15 protein-coding genes are annotated in these 15,249 nt (G+C 73.2%); 10 read left to right on the forward strand and 5 right to left on the reverse strand.

The window, feature by feature from the left end; genetic code table 11:
• Positions 1–42 precede the first annotated feature (42 nt).
• The gene (sepH, locus tag ACFU74_RS30020) at positions 43–1,119 is read right to left on the reverse strand and encodes a septation protein SepH (protein WP_380762340.1); all 1,077 of its coding nucleotides are present in this window, start codon (positions 1,117–1,119) and stop codon (positions 43–45) included.
• A 581-nt stretch (positions 1,120–1,700) separates the two neighbouring features.
• On the opposite strand from sepH, the gene ACFU74_RS30025 reads away from it, so the two are divergent.
• The gene (locus ACFU74_RS30025; protein ID WP_380762342.1) at positions 1,701–2,549 is read left to right on the forward strand and encodes a hypothetical protein; all 849 of its coding nucleotides are present in this window, start codon (positions 1,701–1,703) and stop codon (positions 2,547–2,549) included.
• Here ACFU74_RS30025 and ACFU74_RS30030 read toward each other — a convergent pair.
• Positions 2,546–3,868 (reverse strand): D-arabinono-1,4-lactone oxidase, encoded by a 1,323-nt coding sequence (locus ACFU74_RS30030; RefSeq protein WP_380762344.1) that lies wholly within the window; start codon positions 3,866–3,868, stop codon positions 2,546–2,548. The genes ACFU74_RS30025 and ACFU74_RS30030 overlap by 4 nt on opposite strands.
• 93 nt (positions 3,869–3,961) lie before the next feature.
• Entirely contained in the window at positions 3,962–5,218 is a 1,257-nt protein-coding gene (locus ACFU74_RS30035) for an MFS transporter (RefSeq protein WP_380762346.1), read from the reverse strand.
• A gap of 128 nt (positions 5,219–5,346) precedes the next feature.
• Here ACFU74_RS30035 and ACFU74_RS30040 point away from each other — a divergent pair, with 128 nt between their 5' ends.
• Together ACFU74_RS30040 and ACFU74_RS30045 are read left to right on the forward strand one after the other, a co-directional pair.
• On the forward strand, positions 5,347–6,489 hold the full coding sequence (locus tag ACFU74_RS30040) for a ferrochelatase (protein ID WP_380762348.1): 1,143 nt from the start codon (positions 5,347–5,349) through the stop codon (positions 6,487–6,489).
• 43 nt (positions 6,490–6,532) lie between these two features.
• Positions 6,533–7,336 carry an inositol monophosphatase family protein gene (locus ACFU74_RS30045; protein WP_380762362.1) on the forward strand — a complete coding sequence of 268 codons (804 nt, stop codon included), beginning with the start codon at positions 6,533–6,535 and terminating at the stop codon, positions 7,334–7,336.
• A 161-nt stretch (positions 7,337–7,497) separates the two neighbouring features.
• Here ACFU74_RS30045 and ACFU74_RS30050 read toward each other — a convergent pair whose 3' ends face one another.
• A complete protein-coding gene (locus tag ACFU74_RS30050; RefSeq protein WP_030301315.1) occupies positions 7,498–7,683 on the reverse strand; it encodes a hypothetical protein in 186 nt (61 codons plus the stop codon).
• Between the two features lie 453 nt (positions 7,684–8,136).
• Between ACFU74_RS30050 and ACFU74_RS30055 the strand changes: the two genes are divergently transcribed.
• From ACFU74_RS30055 to ACFU74_RS30070, 4 genes are all read left to right on the forward strand, one after another.
• Positions 8,137–8,790: a response regulator transcription factor gene (locus ACFU74_RS30055; protein ID WP_148642660.1), complete on the forward strand. Its 654-nt coding sequence runs from the start codon at positions 8,137–8,139 to the stop codon at positions 8,788–8,790.
• Between the two features lie 94 nt (positions 8,791–8,884).
• The gene (locus ACFU74_RS30060; protein ID WP_380762350.1) at positions 8,885–10,195 is read left to right on the forward strand and encodes a sensor histidine kinase; all 1,311 of its coding nucleotides are present in this window, start codon (positions 8,885–8,887) and stop codon (positions 10,193–10,195) included.
• Positions 10,196–10,517: 322 nt separating this feature from the next.
• The gene (locus tag ACFU74_RS30065) at positions 10,518–11,498 is read left to right on the forward strand and encodes an acyl-ACP desaturase (RefSeq protein WP_380762352.1); all 981 of its coding nucleotides are present in this window, start codon (positions 10,518–10,520) and stop codon (positions 11,496–11,498) included.
• A 454-nt stretch (positions 11,499–11,952) separates the two neighbouring features.
• On the forward strand, positions 11,953–12,252 hold the full coding sequence (locus ACFU74_RS30070) for a DUF4193 domain-containing protein (RefSeq protein WP_327681335.1): 300 nt from the start codon (positions 11,953–11,955) through the stop codon (positions 12,250–12,252).
• Between the two features lie 210 nt (positions 12,253–12,462).
• On the opposite strand, the gene ACFU74_RS30075 is transcribed toward ACFU74_RS30070, so the two are convergent.
• On the reverse strand, positions 12,463–12,912 hold the full coding sequence (locus ACFU74_RS30075) for a DUF3093 domain-containing protein (RefSeq protein ID WP_380762354.1): 450 nt from the start codon (positions 12,910–12,912) through the stop codon (positions 12,463–12,465).
• Between the two features lie 85 nt (positions 12,913–12,997).
• Here ACFU74_RS30075 and ACFU74_RS30080 point away from each other — a divergent pair, with 85 nt between their 5' ends.
• The 3 genes from ACFU74_RS30080 to ACFU74_RS30090 all read left to right on the forward strand — a co-directional run bounded on the left by ACFU74_RS30080 (position 12,998) and on the right by ACFU74_RS30090 (position 14,946).
• Complete coding sequence (locus ACFU74_RS30080; protein ID WP_380762356.1) at positions 12,998–13,609, forward strand: PaaI family thioesterase; 612 nt, start codon at positions 12,998–13,000, stop codon at positions 13,607–13,609.
• Entirely contained in the window at positions 13,606–14,073 is a 468-nt protein-coding gene (gene dut / locus ACFU74_RS30085; protein ID WP_380762358.1) for a dUTP diphosphatase, read from the forward strand. The genes ACFU74_RS30080 and dut overlap by 4 nt, the downstream gene beginning before the upstream one ends.
• Positions 14,074–14,136: 63 nt before the next feature.
• Positions 14,137–14,946, forward strand: coding sequence for a DUF3710 domain-containing protein (locus tag ACFU74_RS30090; protein ID WP_380762360.1), 810 nt, complete (start codon positions 14,137–14,139; stop codon positions 14,944–14,946).
• The last annotated feature ends 303 nt before the right edge of the window (positions 14,947–15,249 follow it).

A 15,249-nucleotide genomic window follows, 5' to 3' on the forward strand; every position in this document is an offset into this window, starting at 1 on the left:
GCCACGGCCGTCCGCCCCTCCGCTGTCCTGCTCCTGCTCCTGCTACTCCTGCTTCTTGCGCCGGCTGCCGAAGACGATCTCGTCCCAGCTCGGCACGGTGGCCCGGCGACCGGGCCGGACGCCGTCCGCCTCGGCCTGCCGGTCGGTGGTGCCGACCAGCCGCTCCCGGTGCGGGGCGACCGCGCGCGGCATCAGGATGTCCGCGTACGCCGAGCCCGCGCCGACCGCCGGGGCGGCGGCCGCCGGCTCCTCGGCCTCCTCGGCCACCTCTGCGGGCACCGGCTCGATCGGCGGCGGTGCGCCGACCGCGAGGTCGCCGCGGAAGGCGGGCACCACGTCCAGCAGGCTGGTCAGCGAGTCCCGGGACTCGGCCGTCGCCTCGCGGGACTCCCGCACCTCGCGGGCCGACATGATCCGGTCCGCCGATGGCCGGTCGATCATCGGACGCGGCGGCCGCTCCTGGGGGAGCCGGGCGATCCGCGGGATGAACGGGAAGACCGACTCCTCCTCGCGCTCGACCGTTTCACCGATCAGCGCGCGGGCCTCGTCGTCGTTCGGCTGGACCAGCCGCCGGGGCGGGTCGTACGTCCAGGACGCGCTGCGGCCCTCGCCGTCGGCCCGGTAGGAGAGGATGACCTCCCAGGTGCCGTCGTCACGCCGCCAGGAGTCCCAGCGCTCGGTCTCCTTCTCCGCGCCGCGCAGCGCCAGCCGCTCGGCCACCGCCTCGCCCAGCTGCGGGCCGGGGGCCTCGCCGTGCCGGCGGATCGCGGTCTTGCGGGCCCGCTCGGCCATGAAGGCGCGCTCGGCCAGCACCGGACCCTCGAAGCGGCGGACCCGGTCGACGGAGATGCCGGCCGCCTGCGCGACCTCCTCGGCGGAGGCACCGGCTCGTATCCGCGCCTGGATGTCACGGGGGCGGAGGTGGCTCTCGACCTCGATCTCGATCTGGCCGAGGCGCGGACGGTCACCACGGATGGCGGCGCGCAGCCGCTCATCGATGGGAAGGGTGTACTCCGTGCTGTCGGCAGCCTTGAGCACCAGCCGTGTGCCGTCGTTGCTGACGGCCACAACCCGCAGTTCGGGCACGGTTACCTCCCGGGTGGTGCCTGCCGACGTCACCTGCGTCGCTGCTCCCGTACTGAGTGTGGCCTGCCCGCTCGCGACTGGCCACAACCTTGCTGAGTTCCCCGGCGTGTCGGGCTTACGCCCGGCCACGCCGCTGTGGCACGGTTGCCTTTTTGCCACGCCATCCGTCGACGTCGCGCCTGGGTGTCCCGGCCGTCCTCGCACGCGCAGTGAACGCGACGGTCCGGGACGGGCGTCGCCGTGCGTGCCTGCACCGTGGCTCTTCGTCAGTCTGCCGGTTGATGGGCAGTCGACAAGTCGACCCAGGCCTCAGGCTTTACGAACAGTACTCCATTCGTGGCATCCAAAGGGGCGGCTCGCCGCTCAAGTCTCCCGCGATTCACGGGAATCTCAAGAGCATGCGACCCCAATGGCCGAGGATCGGCCGATGAACGGTGATCATCTTCACATATATCTCTCGCGAAGAACCGCATTTTCGACCCTTGTGTCCTTCTTTGGGCAAGATGGAGTGACTTGTTCGAAGGACAGTCGTACTGACGCGAGGGATGTTGATGCCGCAGGTGAAGCCCGGCCAGGACGGAGCCGATGAAGGTCGCAGGCGAATTGATCTGAGTGTGGCTCAGGTCGCCGCCAGCGCACTGGCGACCGTGGTGGGGGCGGTGCTCGCGTCCGAACTCGGGGTGTACGGCACCATTCTCGGCGCCGCGGTGGTGAGCATCGGCGCGACCACCGGAAGTGCGGTGTTCCAGCACCTCTTCAAGCGCACCGGGGAACAGTTGCGCGACGTTGTGGACCGGACCGCCGGGCCGGGGCAGTTGGCGAACGGACTGCGGCAGGCGCCGGAGCCCGCCCCGGCGGCGGATCCGCCGGCGGTCTCCGCGCAGTGGAGCACCCCGCGGGTGGTCCGGGCGCGTCGCCGGTGGACCTGGAAGTCGTTCACGGCGGTCTCGGCGCTGGTGTTCACCCTCGCGATGGTCCCGATCCTCGCCTTCGAACTGGCGACCGGGCAGCCGGTGTCGGCGACGGTCAAGGGCGAGTCCGGCAGCGGCACCTCGATCGGCGGCCGGGTCGACCGGAAACCGACCGTCCCACCGGGTGACGCCCCCTCCTCCGGACCCTCCTCGGTGCCCTCGCCGTCGGCCGGCGGGGACGGCGGCGCCTCCGGGCGGCCGAGCCCCGGCGCCCGTCCGGACACCGGGGGCGACGAGCCGTCGGCCTCCCCGTCGGCCGGTGCCGGTACGGGGGCGAGCACAGCGCCGTCCGCGTCGCCCTCCGCGCGCCCCACCGGCGAGCCGTCCGCGCCGTCCGCGTCCACCGGCCCCTCCGCGCCGGCCGGCGACGGGGCGGCGTCCGCGAAGCCGTCCGGCGCCGCGACCCCGAAGCCCCCGGCCCCGAGCACCGCCGTCGAGCCGCCCCCGGCCGCGCCGGAAGCCCCGGCCGGTGTCGCCTCGGAGCGGCGTTAGGCTCCCAGCACCCGGCGCAGGTAGTCGTTGCCGAAGCGGCGGTCCGGGTCCAGTTCGTCGCGCAGTGCGGTGAAGTCCGCGAAGCGCGGGTAGACCCCGGCCAGGTACTCGGCGTCCCGGGTGTGCAGCTTGCCCCAGTGCGGGCGGCCCCCGTGCCCGGTCATCAGCCGCTCGACCGCCGTGAAGTACCCCTGCTCGGCGGTGCCCCGGTAGAGGTGGACGGCGATGTAGGCGGTGTCCCGGCCGTGCGCGGTGGAGAGCCAGACCTCGTCGGCCGGGGCGAACCGCACCTCGACCGGGAAGCTGATCCGCCAGCCGGACCGCTCGACCATCGCCCGCAGCTCGCGCAGCACCTCGCCGGCCGCCCCGCGCGGCACGGCGTACTCCATCTCGATGAAGCGCACCTTGCGGGGGCTGGTGAACACCTTGTACGCGGTGTCGGTGTAGCTGCGGTCCGACCAGGCGCGGCTGGCCAGCGCGGCGATGGCCGGCACCGAGCCGGGGAAGCGACGGCCGACCCGGCAGGCGCCCTCCCAGACGGTGTTGGAGAGGAAGTCGTCCTCCAGCCACTCCTTGAACCTGGGCAGCGGCGCGGCCGGGCCCTGGCTGCGGTTGTTCCGCTTGGTGGAGCAGCGGTCGGTGTGCGGGAACCAGTAGAACTCGAAGTGCTCGTTGACGGCGGTGAGGTCGTCCAGCCGCTCCAGCACCTCGTCGAAGCGCATCGGCTGCTCGTGCGCGGTGAGCAGGAAGGACGGCTCGACGGCGAGGGTGAGCGCGGTGATCACGCCGAGCGCGCCGAGGCCGAGCCGGGCGGCTTCGAAGAGCCGCGGGTCCTCGGCGGGGGAGCAGCGCCGGACGCTGCCGTCGGCGAGCACGATCTCCAGGCCGCGGATCTGGGCGGCGAGCGAGCCGGAGTCCCGGCCGGTGCCGTGGGTGCCGGTGCTGGTGGCGCCGGCCACGGTCTGCACCTCGATGTCGCCCATGTTGGTGAGCGAGAGGCCGGCGGCGGCGAGCACCCGGTTGAGCCGGTGCAGCGGCAGTCCGGCCTCGACGGTGACCGTGCCGTTCTCCCGGTCGATCTCCCGGACGGCGGTCAGCGCGTGCGGCCGGACCAGGACGCCGTCCCCGGCGGAGGCGATCGCGGTGAACGAGTGGCCGGAGCCGATCGCCTTGACGGTCCGGCCCCGGTCGCCGGCGCGCAGGATCTCCTCGGCCAGCTCCTCCGCCGTCCCGGGGGTGACCACCCGGGCGGGCACGGTGCTCTGGTTGCCCGCCCAGTTGGTCCAGCGGGTGCGGGTCGCGGTACTGGCCTGGGGCATTGCGGCGCCTCCTGCTCCCGTGGCCGAACGGTGTCGGCTCACCTCGGTCCCTACCCGCGGGTAGGCCGCGGGTAGGGAGGAGGGTAGGTCAGGTCACCGTCCGAGGTCCACGGTTTCGGCCGACGGCAGGGCGGACTTCCCGGCGGCCAGCCCGGCCCGCAGCCGGCCGAGCCCGGCGAGCGCGGCCACCACGCCGAAGGCCCCTGCGGCCACCGGCACCCAGTACCCGGCCGCCGCCCCGGCGGCGTCGACCACCCAGCCGCCGGCCGAGGAGCCGGTCGCGACGCCCAGCGCCAGCCCGGTGATCGTCCAGGTCATGCCCTCGGTCAGCTGGGCGGCCGGCACCAGCCGCTCGACCAGGGCCGCCGCGGTGATCAGCGTGGGGGAGATCGCGATGCCCGCGATCAGCAGCGCGCCGCCGACCGCCACCAGGCCGCCGACCCCGTTCACCGATTCGGCGAGGACCACCAGCGGCACCATGCTGACGGCCATCAGCACCACCCCGCCGAGGAAGCGCACGGCCATCGAACCGGTCAGCTTCAGCGTGCCGAAGACCACGCCCGCCAGGCAGGAGCCGAACGCCCACAGCGCGAGGATCGGGCCGGAGGTCGCGCCGTGCCCCTGGGCCTTGGCGAACGCGACGGTCACCACCTCGACGGAACCGAAGATGGCCCCGGTGGACACGAAGGTCAGGATCAGCACCTGGAGGCCCCGGTTGAGGATCACCGGGCGGCCGGACTGCCGGGCGGCGGGGTGGACCGGCGGCTCGGTGGAGCGCTGGGCGGCGAACAGGGCCACGCCCACCGCCAGGAAGATCCCGGAGAGCATGACCCCCGCCTCCGGGAAGACCGCGGTGGCCAGCGTCACCGAGAGGATCGGGCCGACGATGAAGGAGACCTCGTCGACCACCGCCTCGAAGGAGTAGGCGGTGTGCAGCTTCGGTCCCTCGTCCCGGTACAGGTGCGCCCAGCGGGCCCGCACCATGGCGCCGGTGCTCGGCATCACGCCCATCCCGGCCGCGAACACGAAGAGCGTCCAGACCGGCGCCTCGAAGCGGGCGCACAGCAGCAGGCCGATCGCGGCGAGCACGGTGAGCGCGGCGGCCGGCCGGACGATCCGGCGCTGCCCGTGCCGGTCCACCAGCCGGGAGACCTGCGGCCCCAGGATCGCCGCCGACACCGCCATGGTGGCCGAGACCAGACCCGCCACCCCGAAGGAGCCGCGCAGCTCGGAGAGCATCGTGACGATGCCGATCCCCGTCATGGAGATCGGCAGCCGGGCTATGAACCCGGTGGACGAGAAGGCCAGACTGCCGGGGGCGGCGAAGATCTGGCGGTAGCTGGACAGCACGAGGGCTCCGCGGGGGTAAGGAACGTTGCTGGCACACACAGCTTACGAACCTTGGCAAACGGTATTTTCCGGGCACCGGGCGCGGCCCCGGCGCCGGCCCCGCCGTTCCCAGTGGCAGGATCGGTGCCATGTCCGACGCGCGCAACACAACCGCCACCGGCGCCGCTCCGTACGACGCCCTGCTGCTGCTCTCCTTCGGCGGGCCCGAGGCACCCGAGGACGTCGTCCCGTTCCTGGAGAACGTCACCCGCGGCCGGGGCATCCCGAAGGAGCGGCTCCGGGAGGTCGGCAAGCACTACTTCCTGTTCGGCGGCGTCAGCCCGATCAACGGCCAGAACCGCGAACTGCTGGCCGCGCTGCGCGAGGACTTCGCCGGGCACGGCCTCGACCTGCCGGTGTACTGGGGCAACCGCAACTGGGCGCCCTACCTGGTCGACACCCTGCGCGAGATCGTCGCCGACGGGCACCGCCGGATCGCCGTCCTGGCCACCAGCGCCTACGCCGGCTACTCCGGCTGCCGCCAATACCGGGAGAACCTCGCCGACGCGCTGGCCGCGCTGGCCGCCGAGGGCCTGCCGGAGCTGGAGGTCGACAAGCTGCGGCACTTCCACAACCACCCCGGCTTCGTCGAGCCGGTGATCGACGCCACCGTGGCCGCCCTGGAGCGGCTGCCCGAGGGGACCAGGGCCGGCGCCCGGCTGGCGTTCACCACCCACTCGATCCCGGACACCATGGCCGAGGCCTCCGGCGCCCCCGACGACCCGGCCCGGGGCCGCCCCGGCGGCGCCTACGTCGCCCAGCACCTGGACGTGGCCCGGCTGGTCGCCGCCGCCGTCGCCGAGCGCACCGGGGTCGCCGACCGCCCCTGGGAGCTGGTCTACCAGAGCCGCAGCGGCGCCCCGCACATCCCCTGGCTGGGGCCCGACATCTGCGACCACCTGGAGGCGCAGCACGCCGACGGCGCCCCCGCCGTGGTGATGGTCCCGATCGGGTTCGTCTCCGACCACATGGAGGTCAAGTACGACCTGGACACCGAGGCGACGGCCAAGGCCGCCGAGCTCGGCCTGCCGGTCGCCCGGGCCGCCACCGTCGGCGCCGACCCCCGGTTCACCGCCGCCGTCCGCGAACTCGTCCTGGAGCGGGCCGCCGCCGAGCGCGGCGAGCCGGTGACCCGCTGCGCCCTCGGAACGCTCGGCCCCGGCCACGACGTCTGCGCCGTGGCCTGCTGCCCCAACCCGCGCGCCCCCCGCCCGGCCGCCGCCGAGCGCTGACCCCGTTCCGCCTCCCGAGGAGAACCCCGTGTCCAGCCCCGCCGTGCCCGATCCCGCCCTGCTCGACGAACTGCTCGACGTCGCCCTGGACGCCGCCCGCCGGGCCGGCACCCTGCTGCTGGAGGGGCGGCCCGCCGACCTCGGCGTCGCCGGTACCAAGAGCAGCCCGGTCGACGTGGTGACCGAGATGGACCTGGCCTCCGAGAAGCTCGTCCTGGAGCTGGTCGCCGCCCGCCGCCCCGAGGACGGCTACCTGGGCGAGGAGGGCGCCGAGCGGCCCGGCACCAGCGGGGTGCGCTGGGTCGTCGACCCGCTCGACGGCACCGTCAACTACCTCTACGGACTCCCCTCCTGGGCGGTCAGCGTGGCCGCCGAGCTGGACGGGCGCGCGGTGGTCGGCGTCGTGTACGCCCCGGCGCGTGGCGAGCTGTTCCACGCCGTGCTCGGCCGCGGCGCCCGGCGCGACGGCCGCCCGCTCGCCGCCCGCCCCGCCCCGCCGTGGGGCCAGGCGCTGATCGGCACCGGCTTCGCCTACGTCCGCGAGGTGCGGGTCCGGCAGGCCGAGGTGGTGCTCGGGCTGATGCCCGAGGTGCGCGACATCCGCCGGGGCGGCGCCGCCGCCGTCGACCTCTGCGACGTCGCCGCCGGTCGGCTGGACGGCTACTACGAGCGCGGGCTGGCCCCCTGGGACCGGGCGGCCGGCTGCCTGATCGCGGCCGAGGCCGGTGCCCTGGTCGGCGGCCGCCCCGGGCGGGACGCGGACGGCGAGCTGACCGTGGCCGCCGCCCCCGGCGTCTACGAGCCGCTCCAGGAGCGGCTGGCCGCCCTGAACGCCTGGGCGGACTGAGCGCGCGGAGGGCCCGTCCTTCCCGCCGCCGGAGCGGTCGGGAGGACGGGCCCTCCGGGCGACGAAGAGCCCTGACATACGGGGGATGCCAGGGCCTGGTTTCTCGCACGGCCCCCGCAGGGCCGCTGGTGCCGGACATCCGGCGACGGGTCGGGCTGGGACTAGGCGGCGGTGCGGTGGCGCTCCAGCACCGTGTCCACGCCGTGCTCGGCGGCGAGACGGCGCAGATCGTCCAGCTCGGACTGTTCCACCTCGGCGAGGAACTCGTCCCCGGCCTCGATCGCGCGGTGCAGGTCCTGCTCGGCATTCGCGATGCGCTGCAGGATTCCGGCGGTGAAGGCGTCCATACGGGCCCCCTTACTGTGTCGGACGTGCACGGTCGTGCGCCCCCCGCCCCGGGGTGACGGTAGCCAGCGGAAGCGTCCGATCCGGGCGGTGAAGATCTCCGGACGGGCGCGGAGACGGCCCTCGGCCGCTCCCGGTGACGCCCCAGCCCCAGGGCCGGCGCGGATGAACGCACGGCGGGTGGGTGCGATCGGCTCAGAACCGGATCGCGGGTGTGCACCTGTCCTCCCCACCCCGGGGGCGGGGAAACCTCCCGGCGGAAGAAAGTTGCCCGCGTCACGGTCCAACCGGACTGCTTGCGCCACGAACCGCCGCCGCGCGCGCCCGGCGCCGCCGAGGGCGGCCGTGCCCGCGGGGCAGCTTATCGCTGCCTTACCGCCGGACCAGGCAGGATGGAGGCAGCGTCGGAGCCGCGCGTCCGCATCCGGGGCCGGCCTGAAGAAGGGACAACCACCGTGCGGGTTCTCGTCGTCGAGGACGAGCAGCTGCTCGCCGAGGCAGTGGCCACCGGTCTGCGCCGCGAGGCGATGGCCGTCGACGTGGTCTACGACGGGGAGGCAGCGCTCCAGCGCATCGCGGTCAACGACTACGACGTGGTCGTGCTCGACCGCGACCTGCCGCTGGTCCACGGTGACGACGTCTGCCGCAGTGTGGTCGACCAGGGCCTGGCCACCCGGGTGATCATGCTGACCGCCTCCGGCGACATCAGCGACCGGGTCGAGGGCCTGGAGATCGGCGCCGACGACTACCTTCCGAAGCCGTTCGCCTTCAGCGAACTCGTCGCCCGGGTCCGCGCCCTGGGCCGCCGCGCCACCGTCCCGCTGCCCCCCGTCCTGGAGCGGGCCGGGATCTCGCTCGACCCCGGCCGCCGCGAGGTCATCCGCGACGGCCGCCCGGTCCAGCTCGCCCCCAAGGAGTTCGCCGTCCTGGAGGTGCTGATGCGGGCCGGCGGCGCCGTCGTCTCCGCCGAGCAGCTGCTGGAGAAGGCCTGGGACGAGCACACCGACCCGTTCACCAACGTCGTGCGCGTCACCGTGATGACGCTGCGCCGCAAGCTCGGCGACCCGCCGGTGATCGTCACCGTCCCGGGTTCCGGCTACCGGATCTGACCGGACCGCGCGGCTCCGACCGGAACCCGCACTTCCGGATCCCGGCCGCCCCCACCCAGCGCCCGCCTCCGGCGGACGCCCCGAGAGGACCATCATGACCACCCCGCCCCCGGCCGGCGGGCCCTCCGGCGCGCCCACCGGCGGGCGCGCCGTGCCCAACCGGCCCGTACCGCCCAAGCCGGCCCACCCGCCGCGCGCCCCCCGCCTGCACTCCGCGCACGACACCTACGTGCCCGGCGACGGCATGCTCGCCTGGCTGCCGTTCCGACCCACCATCCGGATCCGGCTCACCCTGCTCTACGGCGGGATGTTCCTGATGGCCGGCGTGGTGCTGCTGCTGCTGATGTACGTCTTCGTCCGGCAGGCCCTGCGCGACGTCCAGCCGCCGCCCTTCGACTTCGGGCCCGCGGGCGCCCGGGTGAACGGCGCCTGGATGAGCACCGAGCAGTTCAACCAGTTCCTGGCCGACAGCCACACCAGGAAGTCGGACACCGCGCTCAACACACTGCTGCGCAAGTCGCTCACCATGCTGGTCTGCCTCGCCGTGATCGCCTTCGCGGCCGGCTACGCGATGGCCGGCCGGGTGCTGCGCCCGCTCGGCCGGATCACCCGCACCGCCCGCGAGGTGGCCTCCTCCGACCTGCACCGGCGGATCGAGCTGGACGGCCCGGACGACGAGCTCAAGGAGCTGGCCGACACCTTCGACGACATGCTGGAGCGCCTCGACCGCTCCTTCGACTCCCAGCGCCGCTTCGTCGCCAACGCCTCGCACGAGCTGCGCACCCCGCTGGCGATCAACCGCACCCTGCTGGAGGTGCAGCTCTCCGATCCGCAGGCCTCGCCCGACCTCCAGCAGCTCGGCAAGACCCTGCTGGCCACCAACGAACGCAGCGAGCAACTGGTCGAGGGCCTGCTGCTGCTCGCCCGCAGCGACAACGAGCTGACCGACCGCCGCCCGCTGGAGCTCTCCGAGGTGGCCACCAGGGCCCTGGAGCAGACCAGGGCGGAGGCCGCCAAGCGGGAGGTCGACCTGCGCGCGTCACTGCACCCGGCGACGGTCTCCGGCAACGGCGTCCTGCTGGAGCGGATCGCCCTCAACCTGCTGCAGAACGCCGTCCGCTACAACAGCCCGGACGGCTGGGTCGAGATCACCACCGCCCCGGTGCCCGGCGGCGGCGAACTGGTGGTCTCCAACACCGGCCCGGTGGTGCCCGGCTACGAACTGGAGCACATCTTCGAGCCGTTCCGCCGGGTCAAGGGCGCCGACCGGACCCGCAGCGACAAGGGGGTCGGCCTCGGCCTCTCGATCGTCCGCTCCGTGGTCCGCGCGCACAACGGCACCATCGAGGCCACCCCGCGCGCCGGCGGCGGCCTCACCATGCGCGTGCGCATCCCGGGCGGGTGAGAGCCTCCTGACACCGCCGGGCGCCCTGCCCCTCCGGGCAGGTGCTCCCCGGGCCTCCGCGGCCCCGTCACGGCCCTTCTCGGGCCCGTGGCGGGGCCGCTGCGCCGTCCGGGTGAGCCCGGTCCGTGCGCCGACCATTCCCAGCCGCCCCCGCCAGGCCCGTCAAGACGACATAAGGCCTGGCGGGGGCGGCTTGTCATTTCCTGCCCGGGCAACTTACGGTGTCGTAACCTACGCGACCGTAAGTGCCGTCCGAACGGACTCCGGCGTACCCGTCCAACGCACCCGTCCCGTGCGTGCCCGTCCCCCAGGAGCCAGACCCGTGACCATCGCCCCCGCGCAGCGCAGCACCTCGCTCGGTTCGAGCGCCTGGACCGACACGCGGCTGATCCTGGCCCTGGAAGAGGTCGTCGAGAAGGAGCTCGACCGGCACCTCAAGGTCGCCAAGGAGTGGATGCCGCACGAGTTCGTCCCGTGGAGCCAGGGCCGCGACTTCGACGGCGTCCTGGGCGGCGAGGCCTGGGAGCTCGGGCAGTCCAAGGTGACCCCGCTCGGCCGGGTCTCGCTCGTGGTCAACCTGCTCACCGAGGACAACCTCCCCAGCTACCACCACGAGATCGCGACCATGTTCGGCCGCGAGGGCGCCTGGGGCGAGTGGGTCCACCGCTGGACCGCGGAGGAGGGCCGCCACGGCATAGCCATCCGCGACTACCTGCTCACCACCCGGGCCGTCGACCCGAACGAGCTGGAGCGGGCCCGGATGGCCCACATGTCGGACGGTTTCGAGTCCGACAACGCGCACAGCATGCTGCAGTCGGTCGCCTACGTGGCCTTCCAGGAGCTCGCCACCCGAATCGCGCACCGCAACACCGGCCACTTCGCCGGCTGCCCGCTCGCGGACCAGCTCCTGGCGAAGATCGCCAACGACGAGAACCTGCACATGGTCTTCTACCGGAACCTGCTGAAGGCCGCCCTGGAGATCGCCCCGGACCAGGCGATGCGCGCCGTCGCCGACGTGGTGACCAACTTCCGGATGCCCGGCCACGGCATCCCCGGCTTCGAGCGGGCCGCCGCCCAGATCGCCCTCGGCGGGGTCTACAACCTGCGCATCCACCACGACGACGTGCTGCAGCCGGTGCTGCGCCACCTCAAGATCATGGACCTGGACGGCCTCGGCCCGGACGGCGCTCAGGCCCAGCAGGAGCTCGGTGTCTTCCTCGAAGGGCTCGACAGCCAGGCGACCAAGTTCGAGGAGCGCCAGGCGGCGCTGCTGGCCCGCCGCGCGGCCCGGCGGCAGGCGTAGCGGCTTGGGCGGATTTTCCACGGTTTGCCCGGGGCGGCGGCTAACGTGACCAAGCTCACACCGTGTCGCTCCAAGGCGTCGCGCGACGCCGGAGAGTGATCATGTCTCCGGCGCCCCCGATCGCCGTCCGTGAGTGGGGCGGCGATCGCCGGCGGATCGGAGGATTGGCTCCCGACCCTGGTGGGCAAGGGAATTGGCGAGCGCGTCAAGGACCTTCGCTCACGGAGCGTGTCCACTATTCGGGCGTTCGCGCGTCGCGGCGATGGCCCTGCGTGAGGCCCCGAACGCCCGAGTGGATCACCCCAACGGACCCCTGGCTGAGTGTCGATTGAGTAACGGGGCTTGAAGTAAGGCAAAATCTCCGCCTCGGGTCGGGCACAAGACCGACCCCCCATGCGTTACGTGCGCTGGAGATACCGCACACACCGCACAACCCGGAGGGGGAGAGCGAAAAATGGCTACCGACTACGACACCCCACGCAAGACCGATGATGAGCTCAACGAGGACAGCATCGAGGAGCTCAAGGCCCGCAGGAACGACAAGGGCGGCAGCTCGGTCGACGTCGACGAGTTCGAGGCCGCCGAGGGCATGGAGCTTCCCGGCGCGGACCTCTCGAACGAGGAGCTCTCCGTCCGGGTGCTGCCGAGGCAGGCCGACGAGTTCACCTGCATGAGCTGCTTCCTGGTCCACCACCGCAGCCAGCTGTACAGCGAGAAGAACGGCAACCCGATCTGCCGGGACTGCGGCGCCTGAGGACCAGGGCGGTCATGACTCGGGTTTCGCGATGTCCGCGAGACCGGTGCGACGCCCCTTCCGGCCCCGGGCAGCGGGGCCGGACGGCAGCTCCGGCGTCCGTCACGACGGACGCACCAGTCATACGGTCGGATGGAAAGCGTTTCCAGAGACGCGAAGGGACGGTACCGCCGAGGCGGTACCGTCCCTTTCCCTTTCGGTCGGCCGCCCTCAGGCGCGGGCGCTGCGGCGGGCCTCGTCCAGCGCCTCCGCCAGCTTCATCGGCGAGCGGGTCGAGAGATAGAGGTACGGCGTCGGGTCCGCCGGGTCGCTCACCTCGACCCGCAGCGCGGTCGGCACGTAGCTGCGCAGCAGCATGAAGGCCCGCGGGTCGGCCTTCGGGCCGCGCCAGGCGGCGGCGTCCGCCGGGCCGAGCGCCTGCGCGGCGCCGAGGGCGTCCACCGGGATCCTGGCCGGTCCGGCCACCAGGGAGCCCTGGACCACCCGGATCCGGGCCGAGCCGTAACTGCTGATCGCGGCGGCGCCGGCGGCGATGCCGACCACCAGCCCGACCAGCGCGCCCACCGCGCTGAGGCGCAGCAGGATCAGCGCGAGGGTGAGGCCGATCACGATCGGGAACAGCCACCAGGAGCGCGGCACGGTGAGGCGTTCGTCGTACATGCCCTCCATTGTGGGCGCCATGACGCCGGCGCCCGGACGCAACCCCCGTCCCGGACGCGGCTACCGGTCGGTAGGGTGTGGCGGCGTGACCGGTTCGACAGCCCCCACCACGCCCGCCGCCCCCACGACCCCCACCACGCCGCCGCCGGAGGCCGTCCTCCCACCGCGCGCCCCCGAGGCCCCCGCCCCCGGGACCCGGCTCGGCTCCCACTACGAGCACTGCTTCGGCTGCGGCCCGCAGCACCCCGGCGGCCTGCGGATCGACGCGGTGGCCGGCGAGGGCCTGGACGTCACCGCCGAGCTCACCGTCCGCCCGGAGCACCAGGGCGGCCCGGGCCTGGCCCACGGCGGCCTGCTGACCACCGCCATGGACGAGACCCTGGGCACGCTCAACTGGCTGCTGCACGTCCCCGCCGTCACCGGCCGGCTGGAGACCGACTTCCTCTCCCCGGTGCCGGTCGGCACCACCCTGTACCTGAGCGCCCGGGTCACCGGTGTGCTCGGCCGGAAGGTCTACAGCGAGGCCGAGGCCCGGACCGGCGGCCCCGACGGGCCGGTCGCGGTGCGTGCGCGGGCGCTGTTCATCCAGGTGAAGCTGGAACACTTCACCAAGCACGGTCGTCCCGAGGACATCGAGAAGGTCCTCGACGACCCGGACCTGATGAAGCGCGCCCGAGCCTTTGAGGTGAACCCTTGAGCACCACCCCCCGCGAGCCCCTGGACGTCCTGATCCGGCGGATCGACCCCGAGCTGCCGCTGCCCGCGTACTCGCAGCCCGGCGACGCGGGCGCCGACCTGCGGACCACCGTCGACGCCGAGCTGGCCCCCGGTGAGCGGGCCGTGCTGCCCACCGGCATCGCCATCGCGTTGCCCGACGGCTACGCCGCGTTCGTCCACCCCCGTTCGGGACTGGCAGCTCGTTGCGGAGTTGCTCTGGTGAACGCCCCAGGGACGGTCGATGCCGGGTACCGTGGAGAGATCAAGGTGATCGTCGTCAATCTGGACCCGCGCGAGGGCGTCAGCTTCCGCCGAGGGGACCGGATCGCCCAGCTGGTGATCCAGCAGGTCGAGAAGGCCCGCTTCCACGAGGTGGAGGAGCTGCCGGGGTCGGCACGCGCCGAGGGCGGGTTCGGGTCGACCGGCGGCCACGCTGCGGTCTAGGCTGCCCGCGGCCTCGCAGGAAGCCGAGCAGGTATTCGCATCGGTCTTGGACCGGGAAGGACAGTGACCGTGTTCCGTCGTCGCCAGAAGAGCGAGGACGCTGTCGAGCAGCTCGCCGACGACGCCATCAGCGCCGACGAGACGGCCGATGACGTCGAAGGTTCCGCCGAGAGCGAGAACGTGACCGAGCTGGACCCGGCGGACCGGGTCGGCCTGCCGCCGGCCCCGCGTCCGGACGGCCCGTGGGACCACTCCGAGCTGGAGAACCCGGAGGAGGGCCGCGTCGACCTCGGGGGTCTGCTGGTCCCCGGTGTCGAGGGCATGGAACTCCGGGTGGAGGTGGCCGGCGACGCGATCGTGGCCGCCACCCTGGTCCTCGGCAACAGCGCCATCCAGCTGCAGGCCTTCGCGGCCCCCAAGTCGGAGGGCATCTGGGGCGAGGTCCGCGAGGAGATCGCCACCGGCATCACCTCGCAGGGCGGCATCGTCGAAGAGGAGGAGGGCCCGCTGGGCTGGCACCTCCGCGCCCAGGTCCCGGTGCAGCTGCCGGACGGCACGCAGGGCGTGCAGCTGGTCCGGTTCGTCGGCTGCGACGGCCCGCGCTGGTTCCTCCGCGGCGTGATCTCCGGCCAGGCCGCCGTCCAGCCCGAGATGGGCGGGATCCTGGAGCAGGTCTTCCGGCAGACCGTCGTCGTCCGGGGTGAGACCCCGATGGCGCCCCGCGACCCGATCGTGCTGAAGCTTCCCGAGGACGCGCAGATGGTCGCCGACGGCGGCGGCGCCGTCGCGGCCGCCGGCGAGGGCGAGAACCGCTTCGGTGGCGCCGCGCTCGACCCGTTCGCCCGTGGCCCGGAGATCACCGAGGTCCGCTGAGCAGCCCGCCCGACCCCGCCGATCGTCCCCGCCCACGCCCCGGGCGGGGACGATTTGCATGTGACGGCCCCGTCCCCGTACAGTTCCGGAGTCGCCGCGAGAGAGCGGGGACAAGCGGAAAGCGAAGTCGGGTGAATGAAACTCCGGAAAACGGAGCGGAAAACGTCTGATAAGCTGGAAACACGAAAGAACGAAGCGCCCGGAGGGTCGGTGTGAAAGCCGCCTGAAGGAAGCGTCCGTTCCTTGAGAACTCAACAGCGTGCCAAAAGTCAACGCCAGATATGTTGACATCCCCGGCCTCAG

The sequence above is a fragment of the Kitasatospora sp. NPDC057500 genome (genome assembly GCF_042802195.1).
Taxonomy (GTDB): domain Bacteria; phylum Actinomycetota; class Actinomycetes; order Streptomycetales; family Streptomycetaceae; genus Kitasatospora.

Coding starts and splice junctions, on each gene's coding strand:
- ACFU74_RS30030 (WP_380762344.1), bottom strand. CDS start 3,868: ATGCCCCAGGCCAGTACCGCGACCCGCACCCGCTGGACCAACTGGGCG.
- ACFU74_RS30040 (WP_380762348.1), top strand. CDS start 5,347: ATGTCCGACGCGCGCAACACAACCGCCACCGGCGCCGCTCCGTACGAC.
- ACFU74_RS30050 (WP_030301315.1), bottom strand. CDS start 7,683: ATGGACGCCTTCACCGCCGGAATCCTGCAGCGCATCGCGAATGCCGAG.
- ACFU74_RS30060 (WP_380762350.1), top strand. CDS start 8,885: ATGACCACCCCGCCCCCGGCCGGCGGGCCCTCCGGCGCGCCCACCGGC.
- ACFU74_RS30070 (WP_327681335.1), top strand. CDS start 11,953: ATGGCTACCGACTACGACACCCCACGCAAGACCGATGATGAGCTCAAC.
- ACFU74_RS30075 (WP_380762354.1), bottom strand. CDS start 12,912: ATGTACGACGAACGCCTCACCGTGCCGCGCTCCTGGTGGCTGTTCCCG.